24 protein-coding genes and 1 tRNA gene are annotated in these 24,709 nt (G+C 57.1%); 10 read left to right on the forward strand and 15 right to left on the reverse strand.

Going from position 1 to position 24,709, the window contains the following annotated elements; all coding sequences use genetic code 11:
* The first annotated feature begins 29 nt into the window (after positions 1-29).
* Together argC and BLM14_RS10870 are read left to right on the forward strand one after the other, a co-directional pair.
* A complete protein-coding gene (argC, locus tag BLM14_RS10865; RefSeq protein ID WP_099999374.1) occupies positions 30-965 on the forward strand; it encodes an N-acetyl-gamma-glutamyl-phosphate reductase in 936 nt (311 codons plus the stop codon).
* A complete protein-coding gene (locus tag BLM14_RS10870) occupies positions 958-1,812 on the forward strand; it encodes an aminoglycoside phosphotransferase family protein (protein ID WP_099999375.1) in 855 nt (284 codons plus the stop codon). Before argC ends, BLM14_RS10870 begins: the two co-directional genes overlap by 8 nt.
* Here the strand turns inward: BLM14_RS10870 and arsK are convergent.
* Both arsK and BLM14_RS10880 read right to left on the reverse strand, forming a co-directional pair.
* Entirely contained in the window at positions 1,795-2,991 is a 1,197-nt protein-coding gene (gene arsK, locus BLM14_RS10875) for an arsenite efflux MFS transporter ArsK (RefSeq protein WP_237143332.1), read from the reverse strand. The genes BLM14_RS10870 and arsK overlap by 18 nt on opposite strands.
* 102 nt (positions 2,992-3,093) lie before the next feature.
* Positions 3,094-4,191 (reverse strand): COX15/CtaA family protein, encoded by a 1,098-nt coding sequence (locus tag BLM14_RS10880; RefSeq protein WP_099999377.1) that lies wholly within the window; start codon positions 4,189-4,191, stop codon positions 3,094-3,096.
* Positions 4,192-4,361: 170 nt separating this feature from the next.
* On the opposite strand from BLM14_RS10880, the gene BLM14_RS10885 reads away from it, so the two are divergent.
* Complete coding sequence (locus BLM14_RS10885; protein WP_100001212.1) at positions 4,362-4,580, forward strand: DUF2842 domain-containing protein; 219 nt, start codon at positions 4,362-4,364, stop codon at positions 4,578-4,580.
* Positions 4,581-4,587: 7 nt separating this feature from the next.
* Here BLM14_RS10885 and BLM14_RS10890 read toward each other — a convergent pair whose 3' ends face one another.
* A complete protein-coding gene (locus tag BLM14_RS10890) occupies positions 4,588-5,640 on the reverse strand; it encodes a polysaccharide deacetylase family protein (protein ID WP_099999378.1) in 1,053 nt (350 codons plus the stop codon).
* Positions 5,641-5,767: 127 nt separating this feature from the next.
* On the opposite strand from BLM14_RS10890, the gene BLM14_RS10895 reads away from it, so the two are divergent.
* Entirely contained in the window at positions 5,768-6,892 is a 1,125-nt protein-coding gene (locus tag BLM14_RS10895) for a GNAT family N-acetyltransferase (RefSeq protein ID WP_099999379.1), read from the forward strand.
* 9 nt (positions 6,893-6,901) lie between these two features.
* Here BLM14_RS10895 and BLM14_RS10900 read toward each other — a convergent pair whose 3' ends face one another.
* Complete coding sequence (locus BLM14_RS10900; protein ID WP_099999380.1) at positions 6,902-9,115, reverse strand: GumC family protein; 2,214 nt, start codon at positions 9,113-9,115, stop codon at positions 6,902-6,904.
* 230 nt (positions 9,116-9,345) lie between these two features.
* On the opposite strand from BLM14_RS10900, the gene BLM14_RS10905 reads away from it, so the two are divergent.
* The 5 genes from BLM14_RS10905 (at position 9,346) to BLM14_RS10925 (ending at position 14,379) form a co-directional block, all read left to right on the forward strand.
* On the forward strand, positions 9,346-9,867 hold the full coding sequence (locus BLM14_RS10905; RefSeq protein ID WP_162293197.1) for a polysaccharide biosynthesis/export family protein: 522 nt from the start codon (positions 9,346-9,348) through the stop codon (positions 9,865-9,867).
* Between the two features lie 9 nt (positions 9,868-9,876).
* Entirely contained in the window at positions 9,877-11,013 is a 1,137-nt protein-coding gene (locus BLM14_RS10910; protein ID WP_099999382.1) for a glycosyltransferase family 4 protein, read from the forward strand.
* A 66-nt stretch (positions 11,014-11,079) separates the two neighbouring features.
* On the forward strand, positions 11,080-12,621 hold the full coding sequence (locus BLM14_RS10915) for an undecaprenyl-phosphate glucose phosphotransferase (RefSeq protein WP_099999383.1): 1,542 nt from the start codon (positions 11,080-11,082) through the stop codon (positions 12,619-12,621).
* Entirely contained in the window at positions 12,618-13,862 is a 1,245-nt protein-coding gene (locus BLM14_RS10920) for an O-antigen ligase family protein (RefSeq protein WP_099999384.1), read from the forward strand. Before BLM14_RS10915 ends, BLM14_RS10920 begins: the two co-directional genes overlap by 4 nt.
* Positions 13,863-14,127: 265 nt before the next feature.
* A complete protein-coding gene (locus tag BLM14_RS10925; protein ID WP_099999385.1) occupies positions 14,128-14,379 on the forward strand; it encodes a hypothetical protein in 252 nt (83 codons plus the stop codon).
* Positions 14,380-14,425: 46 nt separating this feature from the next.
* Here the strand turns inward: BLM14_RS10925 and BLM14_RS10930 are convergent.
* The 8 genes from BLM14_RS10930 to BLM14_RS10965 all read right to left on the reverse strand — a co-directional run bounded on the left by BLM14_RS10930 (position 14,426) and on the right by BLM14_RS10965 (position 20,279).
* Positions 14,426-14,502 (reverse strand) — tRNA-Pro (locus BLM14_RS10930).
* Positions 14,503-14,682: 180 nt separating this feature from the next.
* Positions 14,683-15,483: a potassium channel family protein gene (locus BLM14_RS10935; RefSeq protein ID WP_099999386.1), complete on the reverse strand. Its 801-nt coding sequence runs from the start codon at positions 15,481-15,483 to the stop codon at positions 14,683-14,685.
* Between the two features lie 252 nt (positions 15,484-15,735).
* Positions 15,736-16,293, reverse strand: coding sequence for a MerR family transcriptional regulator (locus BLM14_RS10940; RefSeq protein ID WP_099999387.1), 558 nt, complete (start codon positions 16,291-16,293; stop codon positions 15,736-15,738).
* 136 nt (positions 16,294-16,429) lie between these two features.
* Complete coding sequence (locus BLM14_RS10945) at positions 16,430-16,750, reverse strand: integration host factor subunit alpha (protein ID WP_008128366.1); 321 nt, start codon at positions 16,748-16,750, stop codon at positions 16,430-16,432.
* A gap of 123 nt (positions 16,751-16,873) precedes the next feature.
* A complete protein-coding gene (locus tag BLM14_RS10950; protein ID WP_099999388.1) occupies positions 16,874-17,845 on the reverse strand; it encodes a beta-ketoacyl-ACP synthase III in 972 nt (323 codons plus the stop codon).
* Entirely contained in the window at positions 17,842-18,930 is a 1,089-nt protein-coding gene (gene plsX, locus BLM14_RS10955; RefSeq protein ID WP_099999389.1) for a phosphate acyltransferase PlsX, read from the reverse strand. Before plsX ends, BLM14_RS10950 begins: the two co-directional genes overlap by 4 nt.
* A 219-nt stretch (positions 18,931-19,149) precedes the next feature.
* Complete coding sequence (locus tag BLM14_RS10960) at positions 19,150-19,719, reverse strand: YceD family protein (RefSeq protein ID WP_099999390.1); 570 nt, start codon at positions 19,717-19,719, stop codon at positions 19,150-19,152.
* Positions 19,719-20,279 carry a ubiquinol-cytochrome C chaperone family protein gene (locus tag BLM14_RS10965; RefSeq protein ID WP_099999391.1) on the reverse strand — a complete coding sequence of 187 codons (561 nt, stop codon included), beginning with the start codon at positions 20,277-20,279 and terminating at the stop codon, positions 19,719-19,721. The genes BLM14_RS10960 and BLM14_RS10965 overlap by 1 nt, the downstream gene beginning before the upstream one ends.
* Positions 20,280-20,404: 125 nt before the next feature.
* Between BLM14_RS10965 and BLM14_RS10970 the strand changes: the two genes are divergently transcribed.
* Complete coding sequence (locus tag BLM14_RS10970; protein WP_100001213.1) at positions 20,405-20,911, forward strand: outer membrane protein assembly factor BamE; 507 nt, start codon at positions 20,405-20,407, stop codon at positions 20,909-20,911.
* Between the two features lie 66 nt (positions 20,912-20,977).
* Here the strand turns inward: BLM14_RS10970 and BLM14_RS10975 are convergent, their stop codons facing one another.
* The 3 genes from BLM14_RS10975 to BLM14_RS10990 all read right to left on the reverse strand — a co-directional run bounded on the left by BLM14_RS10975 (position 20,978) and on the right by BLM14_RS10990 (position 24,690).
* Positions 20,978-23,131, reverse strand: coding sequence for a sodium-translocating pyrophosphatase (locus tag BLM14_RS10975; RefSeq protein WP_099999392.1), 2,154 nt, complete (start codon positions 23,129-23,131; stop codon positions 20,978-20,980).
* A 586-nt stretch (positions 23,132-23,717) separates the two neighbouring features.
* Complete coding sequence (gene nusB, locus BLM14_RS10985) at positions 23,718-24,224, reverse strand: transcription antitermination factor NusB (RefSeq protein WP_099999394.1); 507 nt, start codon at positions 24,222-24,224, stop codon at positions 23,718-23,720.
* A 4-nt stretch (positions 24,225-24,228) separates the two neighbouring features.
* Positions 24,229-24,690: a 6,7-dimethyl-8-ribityllumazine synthase gene (locus BLM14_RS10990; protein ID WP_099999395.1), complete on the reverse strand. Its 462-nt coding sequence runs from the start codon at positions 24,688-24,690 to the stop codon at positions 24,229-24,231.
* Positions 24,691-24,709: the final 19 nt, after the last annotated feature.

Consider the following 24,709-nt stretch of genomic DNA (forward strand, 5'->3'; position numbering starts at 1 on the left):
TTGAAATTCAAGCTTCCAAGGGCATTCCCATGAAACCTAAAATCTTCATCGACGGCGAACACGGCACCACCGGTCTGCAGATCCGCACGCGGCTTGCGGGACGCGGCGATCTCGAAGTCCTCTCCATTCCGGAAGCCGAGCGGCGCAACAAGGATCTGCGCGCCGACTTCCTGAAGGAAGCAGACGTTGCCATTCTCTGCCTGCCGGACGATGCGTCGAAGGAAGCCGTGTCGATCCTCGAGGGCCATAACTCGACGAAGATCATCGACACCTCGACGGCGCACCGCGTGCACCCGGACTGGGTCTATGGCTTCGCCGAACTCGACCGCGCCCAGCGCCAGAAGACCGTCGATGCGCGGCTCGTCGCCAATCCCGGCTGCTATCCGACGGGCGCGATTTCGCTGGTCCGGCCACTGCGCGATGCGGGTATCCTGCCCGGCGATTACCCGGTCACAGTCAATGCGGTTTCCGGCTATACCGGGGGGGGCAAGCAGATGATCGCGCAGATGGAAAACCCGGACAGTCCGGACCATATCGCTGCCAACCATTTCCTCTACGCGATGCCGCTGAAGCACAAGCATGTGCCGGAGCTGCAGACGCATGGACATCTCGAACGCAAGCCGATCTTTTCCCCAAGCGTTGGCCGCTTCCCGCAAGGCATGATCGTGCAGGTGCCGTTGTTTACCGATGACCTCAATGGCAACGTGTCGATGCAGGATATCCAGGCGGCATTGAGCGCCCATTATGAGGGCCAGAGCATCGTGCAGGTGGTGCCGCTGGCGGAAAGTGCCATGTTGCCGCGCCTCGATCCGGAAGAGCTGCGCGACACAGATATCATGAAGCTCTACGTCTTCGGTACCGAGGGTCAGGGTCAGGTCAATCTGGTTGCCCTCCTCGACAATCTCGGCAAGGGTGCGTCGGGGGCTGCCGTGCAGAACCTGGATTTGATGTTGGGCAATGCTTGATGCGATTGCGGAGACTTTCCCGCCCGAGTGGAAAGTCTCTTCGCCCGAACTGATTGCCGAGACCGTCACCAGCCGGATCATCAAGGTGCGGCTCGAAAGCGGTGAAGCCGCGGTGGTCAAGCATCTGACACCGCTCGGCATGCGCGAAGAACTGGGCGGCACCCACTATCTCGAATGGCACGACGGAGACGGTTGTATCCGCCTCCTCGCGCAATCGGGCAACAATCTGCTGCTTGAATATGCAGGAGCGCGTACGCTGCTCGATCACCTCAATGAATATGGCGACGACGCGGCGACGCACATCTTTGTCGATGTATTCCTGAGGTTGTCAAAGACCAAAGGCTCTAGTCGCCCGGTGCCGACGGACCTCATACCGTTGCGAACGATGTTCGCCAGTCTGTTCAAGAAGGCCGAGGCGGACCGGAATCGCGGCGTACAAAGCCAATTTGTCGAAGCGGCGGGACTTGCTGACCGGTTATTGAACGATCAGCAGGACGTTCAGCCGCTGCATGGCGACCTGCACCACGAGAATGTACTGCACGGGAAGCGCGGCTGGCTGGTGCTGGATCCAAAGGGCCTGATCGGCGATCCGATGTATGACGCCGCGAACATGTTCTACAATCCGCTGGACCGGGACGATCTGCGCGCCAGCGAGAGCCGTATCACTTCGATGGCGCAGGCATTCTCGCAGGCGTTCAGCCGCGATAACAGGACCATACTCGGCTTCGGCATGGCGCATGCCTGCCTTTCAGCATCATGGCACGATGAGGACGAGAATTGCGACGAGGCGGCGCGCAGCCTCGGCGTTGCCGCGGCGATCCGGCGAGTCCTAGGCGCCCTCGGTTGAACGCTTCACCAGGCCCGCGACCATGATGAAAGTGATCACGCCGAGGATGCCGACAAAAGCGGCTATCGTCAGCGCGATATGCGGGCCGAACCGTTCCAGAATATAGGCGAAAATGAAGGGCGCGGCCGATGAAACGGTCAGGCGCGCCGAGGTGATCTTGCCAAGAATTTCGCCGTAACCCTGATGGCCGAAGAGCGCCAGCGGCAATGTCCCCTGCACGATACTATTGAGTCCGGAGCCCATGCCGAAGAGCATGGCAAAGAGGATTGCTCCCGCGATGAGCGGCACAGGCGGGGGCAGCAGAAGCATCATGAACGCCAACGGTATCAAGGCTGTAGACAGAATTGCCACGGCCATTGCCGACAACCTGCTGCCGATGACCATATTGATCAGGCGGCTGGCGAATTGCGAGGGGCCGAAGATCGTGCCGACCACAACGGCCGATGTGCCGAGGCCAACGGCGCCAAGGACCGGCACAAGATGGGCAAGCATAGCCGAGAGCGCGAAGCTCGCGAACGCAAACCCCGTCGCGATGAGGATGAGGGCCGTCCTGCGGCTGGATTGCGTGAGCGTGCCGCCGTTGGCGGCGACCGGCTCCTGGGTTGTTTCCGGTCTGATCACCGGCGAGCGCCGGGTCATCTGCGACAGCCAGAAATGGATCGGAAAACAGATGAACACCTGCAGCGCGGCATAAAACAGGAAGATATCGCGCCAGGTGAATGACATCAGCAGCCGGGTTGCCAGCGGCCAGAACAATGTCGAGGAAAAGCCGGCAATCAGCGTGAGATAGGTGATCCGGCGCGGCGCCGATTGCGGGTCTATCTGGACGAGAACAGCAAAGGCGGTGTTGTAGAGGATGAAAGGCGTAGCGATGCCCGTCGTCACGAATGCAGGTGCGAACGTCGCCCAGCTGGGCGAACAGGCGCACAGGATCAATGACAATGCGGCCGCCAGCGAGCCAAGTGTCATGACGCGGCCTGCGCCGAAACGGTCGGCCCAACGGCCAGACCAGGGCGAAACCAGACCGCCGATCAGAAGGGTTCCAGAAAACGCCGCGAACAGCCATTCACGCGACCGGCCGAACTCTTCGCCCATGGCGGGCGCAAGGATGCTAAAGCTGTAATAGAGTGTGCCATAGCTGATGATCTGCGTGATACCCAGACCGGTAACTGCGGCCAAAGAGCGTCTCGCGCTAAGCATCATCTTGTACGTTTCCGGTGATCCATCCGCCCCTCTGAGCGGTTAGAATCAGCACTACACCGAGTCTCGGTACAAGAACAATTACCGCCCGGTCACAACCTCTGTTTCAAGCGGATAGGCTCCCTTGGTGGCGCGCCAGTGAGCCACGGAGAAGCCGAGGATAATGATGGCAAAGCCCTGGTGCAGCAGCCCGAGGCTGATCGGCACCTGCATCAACAGCGTCGTAATGCCGATTGCCGCCTGGAGTGCCACCAGTACCGCGAGAAGCACGGCGCGGCGCGCATGGGTGGTGCCCGGCGCGTGGCGCATCGTCGATACGGCCTGCCATATCGCTACGACAAACACGAAATAGGCAAAGAAGCGGTGCACGAACTGTACGGTCTTCGGGTTCTCGAAGAAATTGTGCCAGATGGGCTGAATGGGGAAGAGATCGCCGGGGATGACCGATCCGTCCATCAGCGGCCATGTATTATAGGAAAGCCCGGCGTCAAGGCCGGCAACCAGCGCGCCAAGGTAGATCTGGATGAAGACGAAAACGACGAACCAGCCGGCAAGGCGCTGGATGGACCGCGAGGCCGGCGCTTCGGAATAGACGGCGAGACCGCGCGCCACATACATGACCGCGGCGAAGATGATGCAGGCCAGCGTCAAATGGGTGGCGAGCCGGTATTGGCTGACATCCACGCGGTCAACGAGGCCCGATGCAACCATCCACCAGCCGACGGCGCCCTGAAGGCCGCCCAGCGCCAGAATGCCGACCATGCGCGGCTTCAAGCGGCGCTCGAGCCGTCCGGTCAGCCAGAAGTAGGCGAGTGGCAGCGCCACCAGAAAGCCGACACCGCGTGCAAGGAAGCGGTGAGCCCATTCCCACCAGAAAATCTGCTGGAACTCAGCAAGGCTCATGCCCTTGTTCAGCTGCTGGTATTGCGGGATTTGCCGGTATTTGTCGAATTCTTCCATCCACTGCTCATGGCCGAGCGGCGGAATAATGCCGTGGATGGGCTTCCACTCGGTGATCGAAAGACCGGACCCTGTCATGCGTGTTGCGCCGCCGACAATCACGATAGTCGCAAGCACGATCAGCACCAGATAAAGCCAGATGCGGATATACTGGCGGTTTCGCGCTTCGCTGTCTTGAACCGAGGCGATCGTGCCTTCGGATATTGTCTGGGCGGCCATGCAGAATACTCCTGTCGGGTCCCGGATAGGTGCAGCATAAGGCGGCTCCTGACAAGGAGAGCTCACGCGACACGCCGTCGCGTTTATAGCGTGAAACGGACCTTTTTTGCTTTCCGCTGGAGACGTTAACGGATAGATGGTGGCGCTGAAGCTAGAGAATGGATGGCGCAATGCCCGTAAGGCTGAAGAAACTCATCGGAACATTTCTGCTCGTGGCACTCGTCTGCGTTTACGCAATCGTCGCGACTATCTTTGCCGTGGCACTGCTGGGAAATGCCAGCCCTTGGATCCACCTGCTCTATTTCTTCGGCACAGGCATTCTTTGGGTCGTACCCGCCATGTTCATCATCAGTTGGATGGAAAGGGCCCCCAAGAAGAAAACGCCATAAGCCTTTTTCAAGCCTGAACGACCCGCCGGCCGGCATTGGCAATCGGCGTGGTGACGCCGCTCATCATCGTCTGCGCATAGACCAGCTTCTGGAAACGGCCATTGATGGAGATGCGCGGCAGCGCGTGCAGATTGGCGCGGTGTTCGGGATGGATCGTGCCGTGGCGCGTGGTGACGGCAGAGAGAAACCCCTCCTCCGCAGCAATTTCAGCTTCGCGTTTTCCGGCAGCCTTGGCCGAGCCATAGGGATAGGCGAAATGCGCCGGGCGCTTGCCGAGTTTCTCCTCCAGCATGTCCGCGGACAGGCGCATTTCCCGGGCCACCATATCGGCAGTCAGCTTCTTCAGATTGTAGTGATGGACGGTATGCGCGCCGATCGTGCAAAGCGGATCGCTGGCGATCTGGCGCAACTCCTTCCAGTTCATGACGTCCTGGTCAGCCGGGACGCTGCAGATCATGCCTTCGGCGGCGCACATTTCGCGCAGGACTGGGAGCTGTTCCAGTTCCGTCAGCGTATAGGAAAAATAGCGCATCAGCGAATGGAAGGCCGCGCGTTTCTGGAACAGCGTTCCGCAGCGCCATTCGGGGCCACCCGGTATCTTGATGAAGCTCGCTTTGGTGACCAGCTTCTCCACGACCTCCCACCAGAGTACCGCCGCCCCCTCGATAAGACCCGGGGCTGCATAGATGGTGAACGGAACATTATGCTTTTGAAAGACCGGCCAGGCGTGGTTCAAATTGTCATTGTAACCGTCGTCGAGCGTGACCGCAGCAAAACGGTGGCCATCTTGCGCTCCGGTTTTGACCCGCTCGATCATCTCGTCCATGGACACGAGCTGTGTGCCCTCAGACTTTAGCGAGGTCAGAATCTGATCGAGAAAATCCGGGGTGATCGAGAGTGAACGCGTCACGCCGAGCGGACTGATACAATCCGGGCGCACCCGGTGCAGCATGATGATCGAACCAAGTCCGCCGAAACGGTCGCGCGTGCGCGACGCGAAACCACTGTGCCAAGCCAGTCGCATCACGGCTTTTCGCATCAAGTCAGCCGCGTGGACCATTCCTTCACCAATTTGCACTAATAAAGATAATCGGAGTTTCTGTTCATCAAGTCATGCAACGTAATTGTTTATATATGGTTGATCAACGACACCCGCTGCTTTTCGCCCCCTCCATTGGAACCAAGCAATGTCGCTCCCTCCCCTAAAAGCAAAGATCATCAGCGCAGCTGACGCCAAGGCAATGTGGGCGGGGCTTGGGGAAGATTTTGTTGCAGGTCCGTCGCAAACCGCAGACTGGTTCGCGTTCTGGCAGTCGTCAGCCAATGCGGATTGCCTGGCCGCCATATTGTGCGCGGCAGACAAGCCCGTTTTCATCCTGCCACTCGAGATCGTGCAAAAAGGTCCGGTTCGCGTCGCTATCTTTGCCGGCGGGCCGCATGCCAATTGCAATTTTCCCGCACTGTCACGCACGCAAATTCGCGGCAGCGATCTCGCCAAGCTCTTCGAAGAGTTGCACAAAGCACGGCCGGATATCGATCTTGTGTCGCTGGTAAGGCAATTGGGGGAGCTCGACGGTGCCGCCAACCCCCTTCTCCAGCTCCCGAGCCGGGAAAACGCCAATGTCAGCCTGGCGATTACATTGGACCGGAAATTCGATACGGTACTTGGCCGCAACAATGCCAAGCGGAAAAGGAAGAAGCACCGGCAGAACACGCGCCGTTTCGAGCAGGCCGGGGGACATCGCACGGTCACTGCAACCACCGCATCCGAGACAGAAGCGATGCTCAAGAAATATTTCGAGTGGAAAGCCGACCGCTTGGCCAAGGCCGGGATCAAGAACACCTATGAACCCGCAGGAATCAAGGAGTTCTTCCATCAACTGCTCGCATATGAAGCAGGTACAGTATCGCCGCGGTTCCAGCTGAAGGCACTTGAGGTGGCAGGACAATATCGGGCGGTCCTCGGAAAATCCTACGCGAAGGGTCAGACCTTTATCGACTTTATCGGTATAGCCGAAGATGAGCTCGCCAGCGCCAGCCCCGGCGAATTCCTGTTTTTCGAGGACATTCAGGACAGCTGCAAGACTGATCTTTCAGTCTATAGTTTCGGCATTGGTGACGAGCCGTATAAACGCAGCTGGAGCGACATCGAAATGCCCACCTACGATACGAATGTCAGCCTTACAGCCAAAGGCCGGATATACGCAGCCTTTCTCACAGCGCGCGGCGGTCTAGTGCGCACGATCAAGCACAATGAGGTGGTCTGGGGCTATGTGAAGAAGGCCCGCTCGAGAATGTTCGGGAAACGTTGAGCCGGTCGATCAGGCACCCGCCATTACTTTGGACCGGACGATCTTGCCGGCATCCACCCGCAGCAGGTTCGGACTGAAAGGCGTCAACAGTTCCGGCTCAATCATCCTTGCTTCAAAGACAGATTTCGCTGTAGCAGCAACATCCCGGTCATCGGGATCAACCAGCGCAAGAACCAGCTCTGTGCCATCGGCAAGCAGATGCTTCAATTCCGTGGCTGTTGCCGGGCCGCTGTCGATCACCACAAGATCATAGGCGGACTGCAAGGCATTGAGGATCATCGGCAGCCGGCCAACCGATTGCATTGCCTTTACCGGGTCGTGATTGCCGATCGGAATGATCTCGGCTTCCGAATAATGATCGGCGTGGATGACGTCGCTGAAATGTTTTTCGGACACCAGGAGGTCAGTAATTCCGTCGAGATTCTGGTCGTCCAGCATCGAACGGCCGATTTCACCGGTACCCGTCATGTCGACCAGGATAACCCGCACCCCGCGATCGGCCAGTTCGCGTACCAGCAGGATCGTCAACGCTGACGCCTCATCGCCTTCCGGCGAGACTACGACGGCACGAGATGCACCGCTCGCCATCAATCGATCGGCAACATTTGCAATGCCGGAGTGGTCGGCAGCAGCAACTGGCGATTCGATAGGCTCATCAAGCACCGGTGCAGCAAAGCTCGCGGCAGGTGTATGCGCTTCCGTTGACGCCAGTTCTTCATGGCTCGTTTGTGGTTCGGGGACGAGCGGAGCGACCGGTTCGACTGGTTTCTCGATTGGAAGCTCGTCTCGCACCTCGTCAACTGGCAGGGGCTGTATGTAGGCAGGCCGCAGCGCCCGACCACTGAACAATGCGCTCAGTAGCGTGCCGATGCTCAACAGCAGAAGCGAAGCAACAAAGGCGGCCGCCGTCATGGGGATTATCTTGGGGAAATAGGGTTCGATCGGCTTGTCGGCACGGGAGAAAATGCGCGCGTCGGCCGGCAGGTAGTCACGATCGGTGCGGGATGAAGCTTCCCGGTAACGGGTCAGATAGGATTCGAGCAGTTGGCGCTGCGCCGTGGCTTCCCGTTCCAGCGCGCGCAACTCAACCTCTTCTTCACCCGCCTTGGAAGATTGTGCCTTGAGCTGGTTGAGGGAACGCGTCAATTCGGTCTCGCGCAGACGCGCCGTCTGCGCCTCGTTTTCCAGACTGCCGAGAACCTTGCGAGCCTCCAGTCTGATTTGCTGGTTCAGATCGGCGAGCTGCGAACGCAGGGCCTTGATGCGCGGATGACCGCTAAGCAATGCCGCCGACTGGTCGGCGATATCGTTGTTGAGCTGCACCTGACGCTCACGCAGGCGCTGGATCAGGGGTGATGCCATGACGTCCGGCAGCGTTTCCACCGCTGCACCCTTGGCCAAGGCCGTACGGACGCTTTCTGCCTTGGCTTCACTCGCTGCCTTGTTGGCCCGCACGCGTGACAGTTCCGATGAGAGTTCCGAAAGCTGCTGCGTCGCCAGAACGGCATTGTTCTGTCCGATCAAGAGGTCGGATGAACTGCGATAGGCGGCGACTTTTGCCTCCGCATCCTTGACCCGCTTGCTCAGGTCGGCAATTTCCGGCTGCAGCCAATCTGTTGCATCGGCATTCGACTGGGATTTCGACGCCTGCTGCGTCGCGAGGTATTCATCTGCAACAGCGTTGGCCACGGAGGCTGATAACGCGGGATCCTTCGAAGAAAACTGAATCACGATGACGCGGGAGTTCTGCACGCTGTAGACGAGCAAACGCTCACGCAATGCCTGCAGAATATAATCGTCCCTGGTTTCCTCGTCTGTATTCTTGCCGAGGCCAACGGCGGCAAAAAGCCGGGAAAGAATCGATGGCTGCGCACCCGCAGCAAGCTCTTCATTCTTGCCCAGATCGAGCTTGGCAATCACGCGTTTCAGCAGGTCTGAAGAACCGATGAGTTCCACCTGGCTCTTGATGCCTTCCTGATCGAGGATCGGCCGGTCATCCCCCTGCTGCTGGTTTGCCGGACGCGTGAAAACGGATTCGCGTGTTTCGATGAGAATGCGGGTTTCGGCCCGGTATTTCGGCGATACGAGCGACAAAACCATAAATGCCAGAAGTGTCAGAAAGACCGAACCGAGAATGATCCGCACCCTGTTTTGCCACAAACTGGCAAAGAGAGCGCCGACATCGATGTCGACATCGTTACCGACAGAGTTGGCCCGAGGCATTCATTCACTCCAATTCGAACGGCGTCATGGTAAAGGCGTATGGTAACCAGCGGGTTAAGACGGAGCATACCACGAACTGCAAACTGCCTAATTTCCCGAGACTTTACCAGCCATTAACCCTAATGAACCGATAATCCCAACCAGAATCGAGAAGACTCTCCGCAACTGTTGTTAGGGTTCAAGACGTGTTCAGCAAGCAGATCCTTCTGGTGACCATCGGCGTCCTGTGCATGACGCTTGGCGGCTGTGCCAGTTACCGGCCCGCTCCGGCAGCGTTCAACGAAGCCATCAACAAGCCCTACATGCTTGATGCGGGTGATCGCATTCGCCTGACAGTGTTCGAGCAGGAGGGCATCACCAATACCTACAGTGTCGATCAGGCCGGCTATATCTCGGTTCCGCTCATCGGCAGCGTCCCTGCACGCGGAAAGACCCTCCAGCAGATCGAGGCGGAAGTGGCTGCCAAGTTGCGCAAGGGTTATTTGCGTGATCCGGACGTGGCTGCCGAGATCGATCGCTACCGGCCGATATTCGTCATGGGCGAAGTCGGGGCTGCGGGCCAGTATTCCTACGTGCCGGGCATGACAGCGCAAAAGGCGATTGCGGCGGCTGGTGGATTCACGCCGCGCGCCAACCAAAGCGACGTCGACATCACGCGGCAGTTCAATGGCGAGAACCTTACCGGCCGCGTTATCATTTCCGATCAGGTGCTGCCCGGCGACACAATTTATGTGCGCGAACGCTTCTTCTGACCTGCGGAAATGATCGATAGAAAACCACTCCGGATCGTTCACTGCTTCCGCGCTCCGGTTGGCGGGATTTTTCGCCATGTCCGCGATCTTATCGAACTGCAGGTTAGAGCCGGCCATCAAGTCGGCATCATCTGCGACGCGTCGACGGGCGGAGAGTTCGAGGAAGCCATGCTTGCCAATTTGCGGGACAAGCTGGCTCTCGGACTGGAGCGGATCGCCATGCAGCGGCAGATCGGTCCCGGCGATGCGGTTGCAGCGTTCCGTACATACAAGATTATCAAGAAATTGCAGCCGGATGTCTTGCACGGGCATGGTGCCAAGGGTGGCACCTATGCACGTCTCTTCGGCTCACTGTTGCGGGTATTTGGGTCTCGCGTAGCCCGCTTTTATTCCCCTCATGGCGGCAGCCTCCACTTTGATCCCGCCACACTTCAGGGACGGATCATCTTTCGGGTCGAGCGCATGATGGAGCGAATGACCGACCGGATCATTTTCGTTTCGGCATTCGAACAAGGCATCTATGCGCGGAAGGTCGGCGAGCCACGCTGCGAATTCGCGCTCATCTACAATGGATTGGCGGAAAGCGATTTCGAACCCGTTGTGCCCAAAGGGGGCGCCGCGGATTTTCTGTTCATCGGCGAGATGCGCGCTCTCAAAGGACCCGATATCTTCATCAATGCACTCGCGAAGGCGGGTACGGCAAGTGGGCGCAAGCTGACGGGGGTGATGGTCGGCGACGGCAAGGATCGCGCCACTCTGATCGAGCAGAGCGCCAAGGTGCAAGAAGATTCGGAGATCAGTTTCCTCATGCCGATGAAAGCGCGGGAAGCCTTTCGGCTTGCCAAGGTGGTGGTCATTCCTTCCCGGGCCGAAGCCCTGCCCTATATCGTTCTCGAGGCGCTTGCCGCCGGTCAACCGGTTATTGCCAGCCGCGTCGGAGGAATCCCTGAAATTCTCGGCGAATCCTCGCCAGCCCTCGTGCAGCCGGAAGCCGGTGAACTCGCTGCCAGGATGGCGACCGCCATCAGGGATGTCGCGGCCTACAAACAAACGCTGCCGGGCATAGAAGCGCTGAAACAGAAGTTCAGCAGCGAAGCCATGGCTGCCCGCCTGGAAACCGAGTATTTCTCCGCGCTCGACGGATAGTTTTCTCTAAGCCTTTTTTAGCTCATATGTGCTATTGACAGCCAGTTCGGATGGTCGGGGTGCATTATGAAAGACAGAAAAGCGGAACCGAAGTTTTCGCGTGACGTTGTTCGCAGCCTCACGCCTGATTTCGAGCATTCGTCCGGCAAGAAAGTGACGCTGAGCCCGGTCGCCTACACGATCGCATCCCAATATGCGCGGGACACCAATTCGCCGGTGATGATCAGCGGCATCATGCGCATTATCGAGTTCCTGATTGTCACAATCGCCGGAATTGCGGTCTTCGTCTTCTATGTCGGCCCGTCGGCAAGCGCGCTTCTTCATTATTCGCTGGCGATCCTGGCGACTGCGACGGTCACCGTCCTCATGCTTGAACTGACCGACAGTTTCCAGCTGGCTGTCATGCGCGACCCCTTCAGCAAGTTCGGAAAGCTGCTGCTGATCTGGACCGGCGCCTTCGCGCTGATGTCGCTTGCAGCCTTTTTCCTGAAGATATCCGAGGACTATTCACGCGTCTGGTTTGGCGCATGGTACATATCGGGGCTGATCCTCTTCATCGCTTTTCGCGTGATCATGTCGCGCCTCATCCGGCGCTGGGCACGCAATGGCCGGATGGAACGGCGCGCTGTCATCGTCGGCGGCGGTAAACCGGCCGAAGACCTGATCCGGTCGATCGAACAGCAGCCCTACAATGATATTCGCATTTGCGGCGTCTTCGATGACCGCGATGCCAAACGGTCACCGCCCGTCGTCGCCGGCTATCCGAAACTCGGCAACATATCCGAACTGATCGAATTTGCGCGTATCGCGCAGATCGACATGCTGATCGTGTCGCTGCCGATTACCGCAGAGGAACGCGTGCTGTCGCTTCTGAAAAAGCTCTGGGTGCTGCCGGTCGACATAAGGCTTTCCGCGCATAACAACCACCTGCAGTTCCGCCCGCGCGCCTATTCCTACATTGGCTCCGTCGCCATGATCGACCTGTTCGACAAGCCGATCAACGACTGGGATTCAGTGGCCAAGCGAGCCTTCGATATCTTCTTCAGCCTTTTCGGCATCCTTGTCTTCAGTCCGATCATGATCGCGACCGCCATTGCCATCAAACTCGAGAGCAAGGGCACGGTCATCTTCAAGCAGCAGCGGCATGGCTTCAACAACGAGATCATCGAAGTCTGGAAATTCCGCTCCATGTATACGGAGATGTGCGATCCGACGGCACGCAATGCCGTTGTCAAGAATGATCCGCGCGTTACCCGCGTCGGGCGCTTTATCCGCAAGACTTCGATTGATGAATTGCCGCAGTTCTTCAATTCGCTGATGGGAACGCTCTCCCTCGTCGGCCCGCGGCCACACGCGATCGCCGCGCACACGCGCAATGTCCTCTACAACGAGGTTGTCGATGGTTACTTTGCCCGCCACCGTGTCAAGCCTGGCGTGACGGGCTGGGCGCAGATCAATGGCTGGCGCGGCGAGATCGATTCGGACGACAAGATCAAGATGCGCACGGAATTCGACCTCTACTACATCGAGAACTGGTCATTGTGGTTCGACCTGAAGATCCTGTTCCTGACACCCGTGCGCCTCCTCAACACGGACAATGCCTATTGAGCGCTTCGACCGACCAGACCCATAGCGTCAGCGTCGATCACGCCGCGAAGAATCGTGCCCTGATCCGGCTGATTTCGAGTTTTGCCATTGGCTTCGGCGTGTTTCTCAGCGGTTTTGTCATCGATGAACCGGCGCCCTACGAACTCTACATGGCCGGCCTGATCGGCGTCTGGGCCCTCTTCGGCCTGAGACTCTCGCGCGCCGTTGCTGCTCTTCTTGCCATCCTCGTCGTTTTCAACCTTGGCGGCCTCATATCCATGGGCCAGATGGCAGATCTGAAGACGGCGCCGATGTATATCGCCGTCTCCTTGTTCCTCGCCATCACCTCGGTGTTCTTCGCGGCGGTCATCGACAATGACGAGCGTATTTTGGCTGTGATTTTCAAGGCCTATATCCTCGCCGCCATTTGTACGTCTTTGCTGGGAATCCTCGGCTATTTCGATGCCTTTCCCGGCGCAGAGCTGTTTACGCGCTATGGCCGCGCAATGGGTGCTTTCCAGGATCCGAATGTTTTCGGCCCCTTCCTGATGCTGCCTCTAGCCTGGCTGGTACATGGAGTGCTTGTGGGCGACCTGCGCGCCCTCCCCATTCGGCTGGTCCCGATCCTCATCCTCACGCTTGGCATATTCCTGTCTTTCTCGCGTGCGGCATGGGGCATGGCGCTCCTGATCATCGCTGGTCTCGCCGTGCTTTTGTTCATCAGGAACCCCAATCGGCTGTTTCGCCTTAGAATCATGCTCCTCGCAGGGCTTGCAGTCGTGGTGGTGCTGCTGGCCGTCATCGTCGCCTTGCAAATTCCCAGCGTGGCTGAACTTTTCACCGCTCGCGCGCAGCTGGTGCAGGATTATGACGATGCGCAATTTGGACGCTTCGCGCGCCATTGGTACGGCATGCTTCTATCCATCGATCACCCCCTTGGCATCGGCCCGCTGGAATTCGGCCCAATTTACGGCGAGGACACCCACAATATCTGGCTGAAGGCCGCGTTGGACTACGGCTGGCTGGGATTTGTCAGCTATCTGATCCTGACGATGCTGACGCTAGGCCTCGGATTGCGCATTCTGTTTCGCGAGCGGCCATGGCAACCATTTCTGCTCTGCGCCTATATCGTGTATGTGGCCCATGTTGCCATTGGCAATGTCATCGACACCGATCACTGGCGGCATTTCTATCTGCTGATCGGCATTATCTGGGGATGCGCTGCCCTGGAATCCCGCCATAAAACCAGCCGGTTGCCGTGATTAACCGCCAAGAAATCTTTCTTCACATATCCATTGTCTGGTTTATCCCTTCCTGCGAGTGAAGTATTCAACCACAGATGGCAAAACCGCATGTATAATATACACCAAGTTGAAACTTCATCATTTAGACTTCACTTATGCGTGCTTATTGCTTTGCAGAGCGCATATCGATGATTACTTCGCGCAACTAATTAATTTGGATTATAATTTAATTGTAGGCGTCTGATATAATCAACGTGCCATACTGGATAGATGGATGAACTAATTGACATTCCTGGACGATGACAATCCAAATTATTCGAAAACGGATGGTGAACTCATGCAGCGGGCGCTGGATGAAGCGGCGGCTGCGCTGAATATTACCGACGAAACGGATCCGGAGCACGGCATGCTGGCGCGGTTTATCCGCGCTGCCTTCATCATTGGCAACCGCAATTCTGAAGCGATGGCAAAATTTGCGGTGAATGCGGTGCTTAACCGGCGCCGGCGCAGGCCGAAAATCCAGCCTGAAGCTTGAAATAGACCTTCCCGGATCAATATGCCGCTTCCTGTTGTGGAGAGGCTGGTCGGAGTGGCGGGATTCGAACCCACGACCCCTTGACCCCCAGTCAAGTGCGCTACCGGGCTGCGCTACACTCCGAACCGGGGAAAGCCCTAAATTACTAAGGTTTTTTGTGCAAGGGTAAAATCCGGAAAAACAGCAAACTGCACATAAATGCACCTCACGATGCGTTTTTGTTGATGTGGGCCGCTGGACAAGGCCAATTTCTGCTGACCCATAAGGCGGAATGACGCCTGCTACAGAAGCCGGTTGCCTGCCCTACGATCCCTCGTCCGGAATATTCAGAAGGTGGCCACAGGCCTTGCAATGAACGGCATCCGCGTCATGCCGTTGCAATCCGCATTGCGGGCATGGGTAAGTTACCTTGTGGGGCCTCACCACTGCCTGCGCGAGGCGTACGAACAGGGAAATCCCGACGATCATGGTGACAACCGACGTGAGCTTGCCGAGCGTACCAGGCAAGGTTATGTCGCCAAAGCCCGTGGTGGTCACGGTCGCGACTGTGAAATAGAGCGCATCGACAAAGCCTTCGCCACCTTCCAGCTGGTAGAAAAAGCTCGTGTAGACGAAGCCGGTCACGATGAAGAGAAACACAATGAGGTTGATGCAGGCCCGAACAACGTCAAGAAGATGACTGCCACCACAGAAGCGCAACAGTTCCTTGAGGAATGTGCTCTGCCCGATTGCCCAGATCCGCATTGCGCGCAGGAACGCGAAGTTGAACAGCAGATCCGGGAAAAGCAGCGTAGCCAGAATGAACAAATCCACCCAGGTCAAGGGCCGCAGGATCCAGGTACGCATGTCCTTTGCCAACACCGCGCCTGCAACCAGTTCGCAGCCGATCCAGACCGCAATCAGGTAATCGACGATCAGGTAGGACGGACCGGCGCGAAGATATGGCCCCATAATGAAGAAGGCGAGAATGGCGATATCTATGACAGTAAAGGCCGCCTGCAGCCACAAGGACCGTCTATCGCGACCGCTTTGGAGTCGCCTTAACGTGCGCCTCAGCTTTTCGATCTGCGGCCCGCCGCGTTCCGTGGCAACTTTATCCTGCATTTCCCTGCTATAGCCCAACAGTGTGAAGTTTCAAGCTGGAGGCGTGCTGGCAAACCGCCACGGTAACGCAAAAAATTTTCAACATTTGTTGGAACCATTATTCAGTGGTAGAGTTATAGGAGTACTGGTCCCCAACCAGTTAGGCTGAACCCCACAGCCAACCCCTAAGTCCCAGCTTTCATTTTATGTGAAAGCTGGGCTTTTTATTTGTAGCCCTGTCAAACCAGGAGGTGCGAAGTTGCGTTCGAACACTCAACGAACCTGATCAAGCAGGCGCTTGCATTCAAGCAGATCGAAGAGCGTTTCCTGCAGGAGAGCGCGATTGTCCTTCGAAAGCCGTTTGCCATCGGCGGCGACCGGACCTTCATCATCGCCCTTGATCAATCCAAAAAGGCGCCGGCCATGCGGCGCGGATTTTGGTGTCCCCATGACTGCCGCTTCTTCGGCGTCGTCGGCCCTGCTCTGCTCGGCGGCAAGCGCTTCTTCCTGACGTGCCGTCGCCTGCTTCTGCTGGCTAATGGCTTCGGCTGCAGCCGTATCGCCACTGCCCAGAGCAATGATGAACTGCGTGCCGTTTTCCCGCAGGAGCCGCTGCACCCCCTTGATCGTGTAACCCTGATCGTAAAGGAGATGACGAATGCCCTTCAGCAGATCGACATCCAGCGGACGGTAATACCGTCGACCGCCGCCACGCTTCATTGGCTTGATGTGGGTGAACCGCGTTTCCCAGAACCGCAAGACATGCTGAGGCAGATCAAGGTCTTCTGCGACTTCGCTGATGGTTCTAAATGCGTCGGGACTCTTGTCCATGATTTCGCCCTTTCAGGAGAAAATCTGATTCGACGTCTATTTCAGCGGTTTATAGGAAATTTTTCAAGTGTAGCGCGAGACTACCCCACAGTAATCTCGCTTGTTCGGCTGACAAAGACGCGAATCCGTCTTGGTATTACGCCGATTTCTTCTTGCGCGTCTGGTGTGAACGCAAAATACGCTGCTTGAGCACATTGGACGCCTTAAACGTCATGACCCGCCGCGGCAGAATGGGAACTTCCTCTCCCGTCTTGGGATTCCGGCCGATCCGCTCGTTCTTGTCCCTTACCTGGAACGTGGCGAACGATGACAATTTGACTGTCTCGCCACGGACGATTGCATCACACACTTCATCGAGAATTGTCTCGACCAGTGAAGCCGACTCTGTGCGCGAAAGCCCTACCTTACGATAGACTGCCTCAGCCAGATCAGCGCGCGTAATGGTCTTACCCCCCATACGATCTCAAAGCTCTCGTTTGTTGCAAAACTAGCAGGTGAAGCGGAAGTTACAGAATGAAAACCGATCGGGCAAGCAGGTTGGGAAAGTTCGTTAACGAATTCAATGCCCAACCAGCTTGCACTACCACCGTAGCAGAACTGCACCCCACGTAAAGCCCCCACCCATGGCTTCAAGGAGCACCAAATCGCCTTCCTTGATACGGCCGTCCCCAACAGCGGTCGCAAGAGCTAAGGGTACTGAAGCGGCTGAAGTATTTCCGTGTTGGTCGACGGTGATCACGACCTTTTCTTCGGCCAGATTCAGCTTCTTCGCCGAGGCGTCGATTATGCGCTTGTTGGCTTGGTGCGGGACGAACCAATCGATGTCTTCGGCGGTAATTCCGGCTTCCGAAAACGACGCCTCAATGACGTCAGTGATCATGCCGACAGCATGCTTGAAAACCTCGCGGCCCTCCATCCGGAGGTGGCCGACAGTCTGTGTTGTGGATGGTCCGCCATCTACATATAGCTTCTGCTTGTGCGAGCCATCAGAACGCAGATTGGCAGTCAGAACGCCGCGATCCGAGGTCAAACCCCGCCCTTCGCTGGCTTCCAGTACTATTGCACCTGCGCCATCACCAAAGAGCACGCAGGTGGTGCGGTCATTCCAGTCGAGGATGCGGGAGAAGGTTTCCGACCCTATCACCAGAACACGCTTGGCCATGCCGCCGCGAATGTAGAGATCTGCAGTGGTAACGGCGTAGACAAAGCCCGAACAGACGGCCTGCATGTCGAATGCAAAACCATGGGTCATGCCGAGACGCGCTTGAATATCGACCGCTGATGCCGGAAACGTATTGTCAGGCGTCGAAGTGGCCAGAATGATCAGATCGATATCGTCCGGCGTGAGGCCTGCATTGTCCAGCGCTGCCCGTGCAGCTGCTTCGCCGAGAGAAGCCGTTGTCTCGCCCTCGCCCGCGATGTAGCGCTGCCGGATACCTGTCCGCTGAACGATCCATTCATCGGATGTTTCAACAATGCCTTCAAGATCAGCGTTCTTTACCAGGCGCGCCGGTTTGGCTGCCCCTATACCTTTGACAACGGATCGGATCATTTACTTTCCTGTTGTTCTATTTCAGCTTCTGCGTCGCTCTCGGTCTCGCCCTGGAAAGCGGCACCGACCGGGCTCTTGTGGAAATGGCTCAGATCCGCAGCGATCTTCTCCAACAACTTGTTGTGGGCCATGTCGTATCCCACATCGATGGCCGCGGCAAAACCGAATGCATCGGTCCCGCCGTGGCTTTTGATTACAACGCCATTCAATCCGAGAAAGACACCGCCATTGGTTTTACGCGGATCCATCTTTTCACGAAGGCGGTCAAACGCGCCCTTGGCAAAAATATAGCCTATCTTGGCCATCAGCGTACGGCCCATCGCTTCGCGCAGATATTGCGCAAACTGTTTTGCGGTGCCCTCGGCGGCCTTCAGCGCGATATTTCCGGCAAATCCTTCGGTCACCACAACGTCGACCGTACCCTTGCCGATGTCGTTGCCCTCGACGAAACCGAAATATTCAAGGCTCGGCAGCGGAATCTCGCGCAGGATTCGTGCTGCATCCTTAACGTCATCCTGTCCCTTGATCTCTTCGACGCCGACGTTGAGCAAGCCGATGGTCGGCCGCTCGATCTCGAACAGGGAGCGCGCCATGGCCGCGCCCATCACCGCGTAGTCGACAAGCTGCTGCGCATCGGCCCCGATCGTCGCACCAATATCGAGGACGATGCTTTCGCCGCGCAACGTCGGCCAGATCCCGGCAATGGCCGGCCGTTCGACATTTGCCATCGTACGCAGGCAGAATTTTGACATCGCCATCAGCGCGCCGGTGTTCCCTGCGGAAACACAGGCATCGGCTTCACCGGTCTTGACCGCCTCGATGGCGCGCCACATGGATGACTTCCAGCGGCCGCTGCGCAGGGCCTGGCTGGGCTTCTCGTCCATACGCACGGCAACGTCGCAATGATGAAACGTCGAAGCGTCGGACAGCGCCTGATGGCGGGCAAGGATCGGTTTGACCTCTTCCTCGCGCCCAAAGATCACAAACCTGATATCAGGATGACGCTCCAGCGCCGTTGCCATGCCGGGTATCACGATCGCAGGACCGAAATCACCGCCCATGGCATCAATGGAAATTCTGATCACTCTCGATTGTCCTGTCCTGTTCAGTGCTTGTGGGTAGAGCAAAAGATGTTCTTTGAAAAGACTCGGCGAAAATAGTCATTTTGCATAGGCGCACAACTGAATTCTGCCCGCCTGTCCGATCGCTGAGCTGAATTGTCGTGAAAACCTCGTCCCTCTAACAATTATCCACGGGGTCTGCCGACCATCTTTCATGCATCTACTCGCAGGATGTGCATCCGATCAAGTTTTCTGTTTCCAATCCTTCAGAGCAGCGAAGGGGTTTGCAGGTTTCTCGGCATCCTCATCGGCGTTTCCATAGGTCACGACGACCGGAGGAACCGCCTCTACCCCCTCCTTGCGTGGATAGGGATCAATCGCAAGCTCGAAGAATTCCTCGGCAATCGCGCCGGCATCCAGCGTATCGCCGGAAAATGTCTCCGGTATGTCTGGACCTTCAGCGCTGATGATCAGTTCGCCATTCTCATCGAGAGGCAAGCGTGCAAGCCGCGAATTTTCCGGAACAAAGAGCGTATCGATCTCCGCCTCGACTTTTGCATCGATCGGTTCCAGCGTCACAATACACGACTGGACGATCTCTGCCTTGACCACGCCGCGAACACGAATGCCATCCTTCTTCCACGGGACAATCTGCAGGTCAGCCTTGAAGGACTTGACGTCCTGCAGTTGGTGAAAGTCGCGCAGTGCCACGCGCTCCTTGTTGTCTGCGTCAATCTTGATGGTGAGACCCTTTTGCGGGAGTCGCTGAATCGAAACGGGAAAGCTCAACGCTCCATCCAAATTCCTTGTCATCAGACCTCCTCCTCCAAAGCTGCAGCGCCGGCTTCGGGAAACGTCACCTTGCCGCTCGCAATCATATCATCTGATTGGTCTTCAAGGTGCCGGCTCGCCTGCAGAACATAATTTCCAAGGGCAGATGCCCCGGGCCAGTTTTCGCTGTCGGGACGCACATTGCGGGCGAGCGCCGCAACCAGTGCCGAATAATCATTGCTAGCAAGTGCCTTGTCATAGGATTCGATCCGCCCGTAAAACATGCGCGCCAGCTTCTTCATGCGTTTCGGAACGCCCGAGTCTCCAATGCCAAGTTCACGCAGGGAATGATCGACATCCCGGAAGAATTCGTCCGTCACTTCCTGTCCGATCGATTTCAACGCCGGGGTCCGGCCCTTGATACGGCGCATGAACAGGAAAACGTGCAGCGAGAGCATTTCATAGCGGCCCAATGGCGAATCCGGCACATCAAGGTCAGAATAAAAGTACGGCTGCCGCGCCGCTGCCACGATCGCATCGTAGAGGGCAATTGTAATCGCCTCATTTGCTTTGGCCTTGCGGCTAAATAGACTGAGAATCATAGAGTTGAGCTTTCACTTGGGTCTGGCACGCAACACATGTCGCGTGTTGCATCGGACTTCAAGGTGGTTTACCGAAGTTCTGCGGGCAGCGAAAGACTTGCGCCCAGTTTGAAATGGAGATGTCGTTGCTGCAGCGGATTTTCAAGACCGTTCGTTCCCGGGAATACCTTCTCGCTGGAACCCTTCTTTTGGCCGCAGGGCTTGCTGGCTGTAATACCGCCAACCTCAATCCATCAGAGACGCTCACACAAGGTTATGTGCTTGACGAGAAGGCACTTGAGTTCGTCCCGGTGGGCTCCAGCCGCGAACAGGTCATGCTGTCGCTGGGCAGTCCATCGACGACCGCGACCTTCGACAATGAAGTTTTCTATTACATTTCACAGAAGCGGCACCGTACCGTCGCCTTCATGCAGCCGAAAGTGACGGAACGCCGTATCCTGGCAGTCTATTTTGACAAGGACAGCAAGGTCTCCAGCATTTCCAACTATGGATTGCAGGACGGCAAGGTATTCGACTTCATCTCGCGTACCACACCGACGGGCGGCAAGGATCTTTCCTTCCTCGGTCAGTTGCTGGCCGGTGTCGGCAAGGCACCTTCTTCGCTTGGCGGCGGTGGCGCTCCACAGCAATAACAGGCTTCCAATACAAAAAACCCACGAACCTGGTTCGTGGGTTTTTTGTTGCAATGCTGACTGCAGTCAGTGCGCAAGCACGGCTAGCAAGAGCAAGGCCACAATGTTGGTGATCTTGATCGCTGGATTGACAGCCGGTCCTGCCGTATCCTTGTAGGGATCACCCACTGTGTCACCGGTGACGGAGGCCTTGTGCGCTTCCGAGCCCTTCATGTGACGCGTTCCATCCTTGCCGACAAAGCCATCCTCGAAGGACTTCTTCGCGTTGTCCCAGGCACCGCCTCCCGACGTCATCGAAATGGCAACGAAGATGCCATTGATGATGACACCGAGCAGCGAAGCACCGAGTGCCGCAAAGGCGGAAGCCTTGGATCCGGAAATCAGCAGAACGCCAAAATACACGACGATAGGCGCCAGAACCGGCAGCAGCGATGGAACAACCATTTCCTTGATCGCTGCACGGGTCAGGATATCAACCGCCCGCGCGTAGTCCGGCCGCTCAGTACCCAGCATGATGCCGGGTTTTTCACGGAACTGCCGCCTTACTTCTTCGACCACGGAACCCGCCGCGCGGCCAACGGCAGTCATCGCGATACCGCCGAAGAGGTAAGGAATGAGACCGCCGAAGATCAGGCCTGCCACGACATAGGGGTTGGACAGTTCAAAGGAAACGGCACCGATCCCCTTGAAATAGGAGAATGCGGTCGCGCCCTCCTTGTTGGCTTCGCTGATGAAGAACTGCAGATCGTTGGCGTAAGCTGCAAACAGCACCAGCGCGCCGAGACCGGCAGAACCGATCGCGTAGCCCTTTGTGACAGCTTTGGTGGTGTTACCCACTGCGTCAAGCGCATCGGTGGACTTGCGTACTTCCGGATCGAGACCCGCCATTTCGGCAATGCCGCCGGCATTGTCGGTGACCGGTCCGAAGGCATCAAGCGCAACGATCATGCCGGCGATGCCGAGCATGGCTGTAACGGCAATGCCTGTGCCGAACAGTCCGGCAAGCTGGTAGGTCGAGATAATCCCACCAACAATGACCAGTGCCGGAAGCGCAGTCGATTCAAGTGATACCGCGAGGCCCTGGATCACGTTGGTACCATGACCGGTAATCGATGCCTGGGCGATCGAATTGACCGGGCGTTTGTTGGTGCCGGTATAATATTCGGTGATCACCACAATCAAGCCGGTCACGACGAGGCCGATGAGACCGCAGAGGAAGAGGTTGCTTCCGGTAATGGACTGACCCGCCACGGTTCCAATCTCGCCCCATCCGATTGTCATCGATGTTGCCGCACCAAGGCCAAGGATCGACAGGAGCCCTGTCACGATCAGGCCTTTGTAGAGCGCTCCCATGATCGAGTTATTAGCGCCAAGCTTGACGAAGAATGTGCCGGCAATCGAGGTGATGATGCAGGCGCCGCAGATAGCCAGCGGATAGAGCATGACTGTGGCAAGGTTTGGCGCCGCAGCAAAGAAGATGCCGGCGAGAACCATTGTGGCAACGATCGTGACCGCATAGGTTTCAAACAAGTCGGCGGCCATACCAGCGCAGTCGCCGACATTGTCGCCGACATTGTCTGCAATCGTTGCAGGATTGCGTGGATCGTCCTCCGGAATTCCGGCCTCGACTTTGCCAACGAGATCGCCGCCAACGTCGGCGCCCTTGGTAAAGATGCCGCCGCCAAGGCGCGCGAAAATGGAAATGAGGGAAGCACCAAAGCCAAGGGAGACCAGAGCGTCGATCACCGTACGATCAGCGGGCCCATAGCCCATCGGGCCGGTCAGAACCCCGTAGTAGACCGACACGCCAAGCAGTGCGAGGCCGGCGACCAGCATGCCGGTGATGGCGCCTGATTTGAAAGCAATTTCAAGGCCGGCGGCAAGACTTCGGGAAGCGGCCTGCGCCGTGCGGACATTCGCTCGCACGGAAACATGCATGCCGATAAAACCGGCTAGCCCCGAAAGAACGGCACCGATCATAAAGCCTATCGCCGCCGTTCCCGTCAGAAGGAACCAGACGGCGATGAATACCACAACGCCGACCATGGCGATCGTGGTGTACTGCCGTGTAAGATAAGCCTGTGCGCCCTCGCGGATTGCACCGGCGATTTCTTGCATGCGCGCATTGCCCTGGTCCGCCGCGAGCACCGATTTGGTGGCCCAGATGGCGTAAACGATAGACAGCAGACCGCAGGCAATGACCAGAAACAGTATTGTCATGCCACTCCCTCAGATTTTGACCGGAAAAACCCCTCCCCGGGTCAGGTTCGGTACGGCACACTGAAATCCGCCAGGCCGGCAGAAATGCGACCGTATGTGTAAGGAGTAGCGAAGCAAATGCGAAAACGTCAAGGTCTTTCGCATCTTGGTGAAATGCGAGACGAAAGTAGGGCTTGCTTGGACCGGAATAGCTCAGCATTGTGGGCTAATTCGAGCACGAAAGGCAACGCGTGGACTTGATTTACAACGAGCGGATCAAATTGCTCGCCACCTTCATCAATAGTATCGGTATTGCGATTTTTGCTGTGGGCGGGTTGGCGCCACTAATTTCCAGCTTAAACGGTCCGTTCGGTCCTACAAAGCCGTTATTGTTTATCAGCACCGTTTGTTTTCTAGGTGCATTTGCACTACATTTTACTGCAAGCCGTTTTCTCAGAAGGATGAGACAATGACCACGTTACAGATCATTTCTCTTCTATATATGCCTGTAGTTGGCTTCATCATAGCTGGCGCCGTTTTGCTTTACGACTGGAAATTCCCACCTACGCATCACCGCCCTCGCGACCCAAAATAGAAACCAAAACTGCTAACGCTGTGGGCTTTTGACGCCCTTGCTTTCGCCGCGAATTTCAAAGGCCAGACGATCGAGCACAGCATTGACCAGTTTCGGCTCATCCTCGGAATAAAAGGCTTTGGCGATATCGACATATTCCGAAACGATAACCGCTGTCGGCACGTCGGCCCGATCCTTCAATTCCCAGATTCCGGCCCGCAGGATGGCACGCAGCGTCGAATCGAGACGTGACAGTGGCCAGTCCTCGGTCAAGGCCTGACGAATCATCGGATCGAGCAGGGTTTGCTCAGCTACAACGCCGGAAACGATGGCCCGAAACCACTGCGGATCGGCGTCCAGATACTGATTGCCATCGACTTCCTTGCCGAGGCGATGCGCTTCGTATTCTGCCACGACCTCCAGAACGCCTGTGCCTGCAACGTCCATCTGATAGAGGGCCTGAACCGCGGCCAGGCGGGCTACGCCACGCTTGTTAGCTGTTTTCCCGGTTGGGCTTTGCCCGTCTTTTGGAGAAGGCATTCGTTCAGGCTCCAAGCTTTTCCTTAAGGGCGATCATGGTCAATGCAGCGCGCGCAGCAAAGCCACCCTTGTCCTTATCTTCGCGACGCGCACGTACCCACGCCTGCTCTTCATTCTCGACGGTCAGGATGCCGTTACCGATCGCAATGCTCTCATTGACGGCAAGGTCCATCAGAGCACGGCAGGACTCATTGGCCACGATGTCGAAATGATAGGTTTCGCCGCGAATAACGGTACCGAGCGCCACATAGCCATCATATTCCTTTCCGCCTTCGACCGCAGCATCGAGGGCAAAAGAAATAACCGCCGGAACCTCCAGGGCTCCGGGAACCGTAAAGACATCGTAGGTGGCGTTCGCTTCATCAAGCGCCGATTTGGCGCCATTCAACAAAGCATCCGACAGATCTTCATAAAATCGCGCTTCCACGATCAACAGATGTGGCGCACGCGCCTTATTATTGGACATGATAGCTCCAAGGGAAATG

Source organism: Phyllobacterium zundukense, from assembly GCF_002764115.1.
Lineage (GTDB): Bacteria > Pseudomonadota > Alphaproteobacteria > Rhizobiales > Rhizobiaceae > Phyllobacterium > Phyllobacterium zundukense.

Excerpts from the sequence above, each read along its gene's own strand:
- argC (WP_099999374.1), top strand. The coding sequence starts at position 30 with ATGAAACCTAAAATCTTCATCGACGGCGAACACGGCACCACCGGTCTG.
- BLM14_RS10870 (WP_099999375.1), top strand. The coding sequence starts at position 958 with ATGCTTGATGCGATTGCGGAGACTTTCCCGCCCGAGTGGAAAGTCTCT.
- BLM14_RS10880 (WP_099999377.1), bottom strand. The coding sequence starts at position 4,191 with ATGGCCGCCCAGACAATATCCGAAGGCACGATCGCCTCGGTTCAAGAC.
- BLM14_RS10885 (WP_100001212.1), top strand. The coding sequence starts at position 4,362 with ATGCCCGTAAGGCTGAAGAAACTCATCGGAACATTTCTGCTCGTGGCA.
- BLM14_RS10890 (WP_099999378.1), bottom strand. The coding sequence starts at position 5,640 with ATGGTCCACGCGGCTGACTTGATGCGAAAAGCCGTGATGCGACTGGCT.
- BLM14_RS10895 (WP_099999379.1), top strand. The coding sequence starts at position 5,768 with ATGTCGCTCCCTCCCCTAAAAGCAAAGATCATCAGCGCAGCTGACGCC.
- BLM14_RS10900 (WP_099999380.1), bottom strand. The coding sequence starts at position 9,115 with ATGCCTCGGGCCAACTCTGTCGGTAACGATGTCGACATCGATGTCGGC.
- BLM14_RS10905 (WP_162293197.1), top strand. The coding sequence starts at position 9,346 with ATGACGCTTGGCGGCTGTGCCAGTTACCGGCCCGCTCCGGCAGCGTTC.
- BLM14_RS10910 (WP_099999382.1), top strand. The coding sequence starts at position 9,877 with ATGATCGATAGAAAACCACTCCGGATCGTTCACTGCTTCCGCGCTCCG.
- BLM14_RS10915 (WP_099999383.1), top strand. The coding sequence starts at position 11,080 with ATGAAAGACAGAAAAGCGGAACCGAAGTTTTCGCGTGACGTTGTTCGC.
- BLM14_RS10935 (WP_099999386.1), bottom strand. The coding sequence starts at position 15,483 with ATGCAGGATAAAGTTGCCACGGAACGCGGCGGGCCGCAGATCGAAAAG.
- BLM14_RS10940 (WP_099999387.1), bottom strand. The coding sequence starts at position 16,293 with ATGGACAAGAGTCCCGACGCATTTAGAACCATCAGCGAAGTCGCAGAA.
- BLM14_RS10945 (WP_008128366.1), bottom strand. The coding sequence starts at position 16,750 with ATGGGGGGTAAGACCATTACGCGCGCTGATCTGGCTGAGGCAGTCTAT.
- BLM14_RS10950 (WP_099999388.1), bottom strand. The coding sequence starts at position 17,845 with ATGATCCGATCCGTTGTCAAAGGTATAGGGGCAGCCAAACCGGCGCGC.
- BLM14_RS10960 (WP_099999390.1), bottom strand. The coding sequence starts at position 19,719 with ATGACAAGGAATTTGGATGGAGCGTTGAGCTTTCCCGTTTCGATTCAG.
- BLM14_RS10965 (WP_099999391.1), bottom strand. The coding sequence starts at position 20,279 with ATGATTCTCAGTCTATTTAGCCGCAAGGCCAAAGCAAATGAGGCGATT.
- BLM14_RS10975 (WP_099999392.1), bottom strand. The coding sequence starts at position 23,131 with ATGACAATACTGTTTCTGGTCATTGCCTGCGGTCTGCTGTCTATCGTT.
- nusB (WP_099999394.1), bottom strand. The coding sequence starts at position 24,224 with ATGCCTTCTCCAAAAGACGGGCAAAGCCCAACCGGGAAAACAGCTAAC.
- BLM14_RS10990 (WP_099999395.1), bottom strand. The coding sequence starts at position 24,690 with ATGTCCAATAATAAGGCGCGTGCGCCACATCTGTTGATCGTGGAAGCG.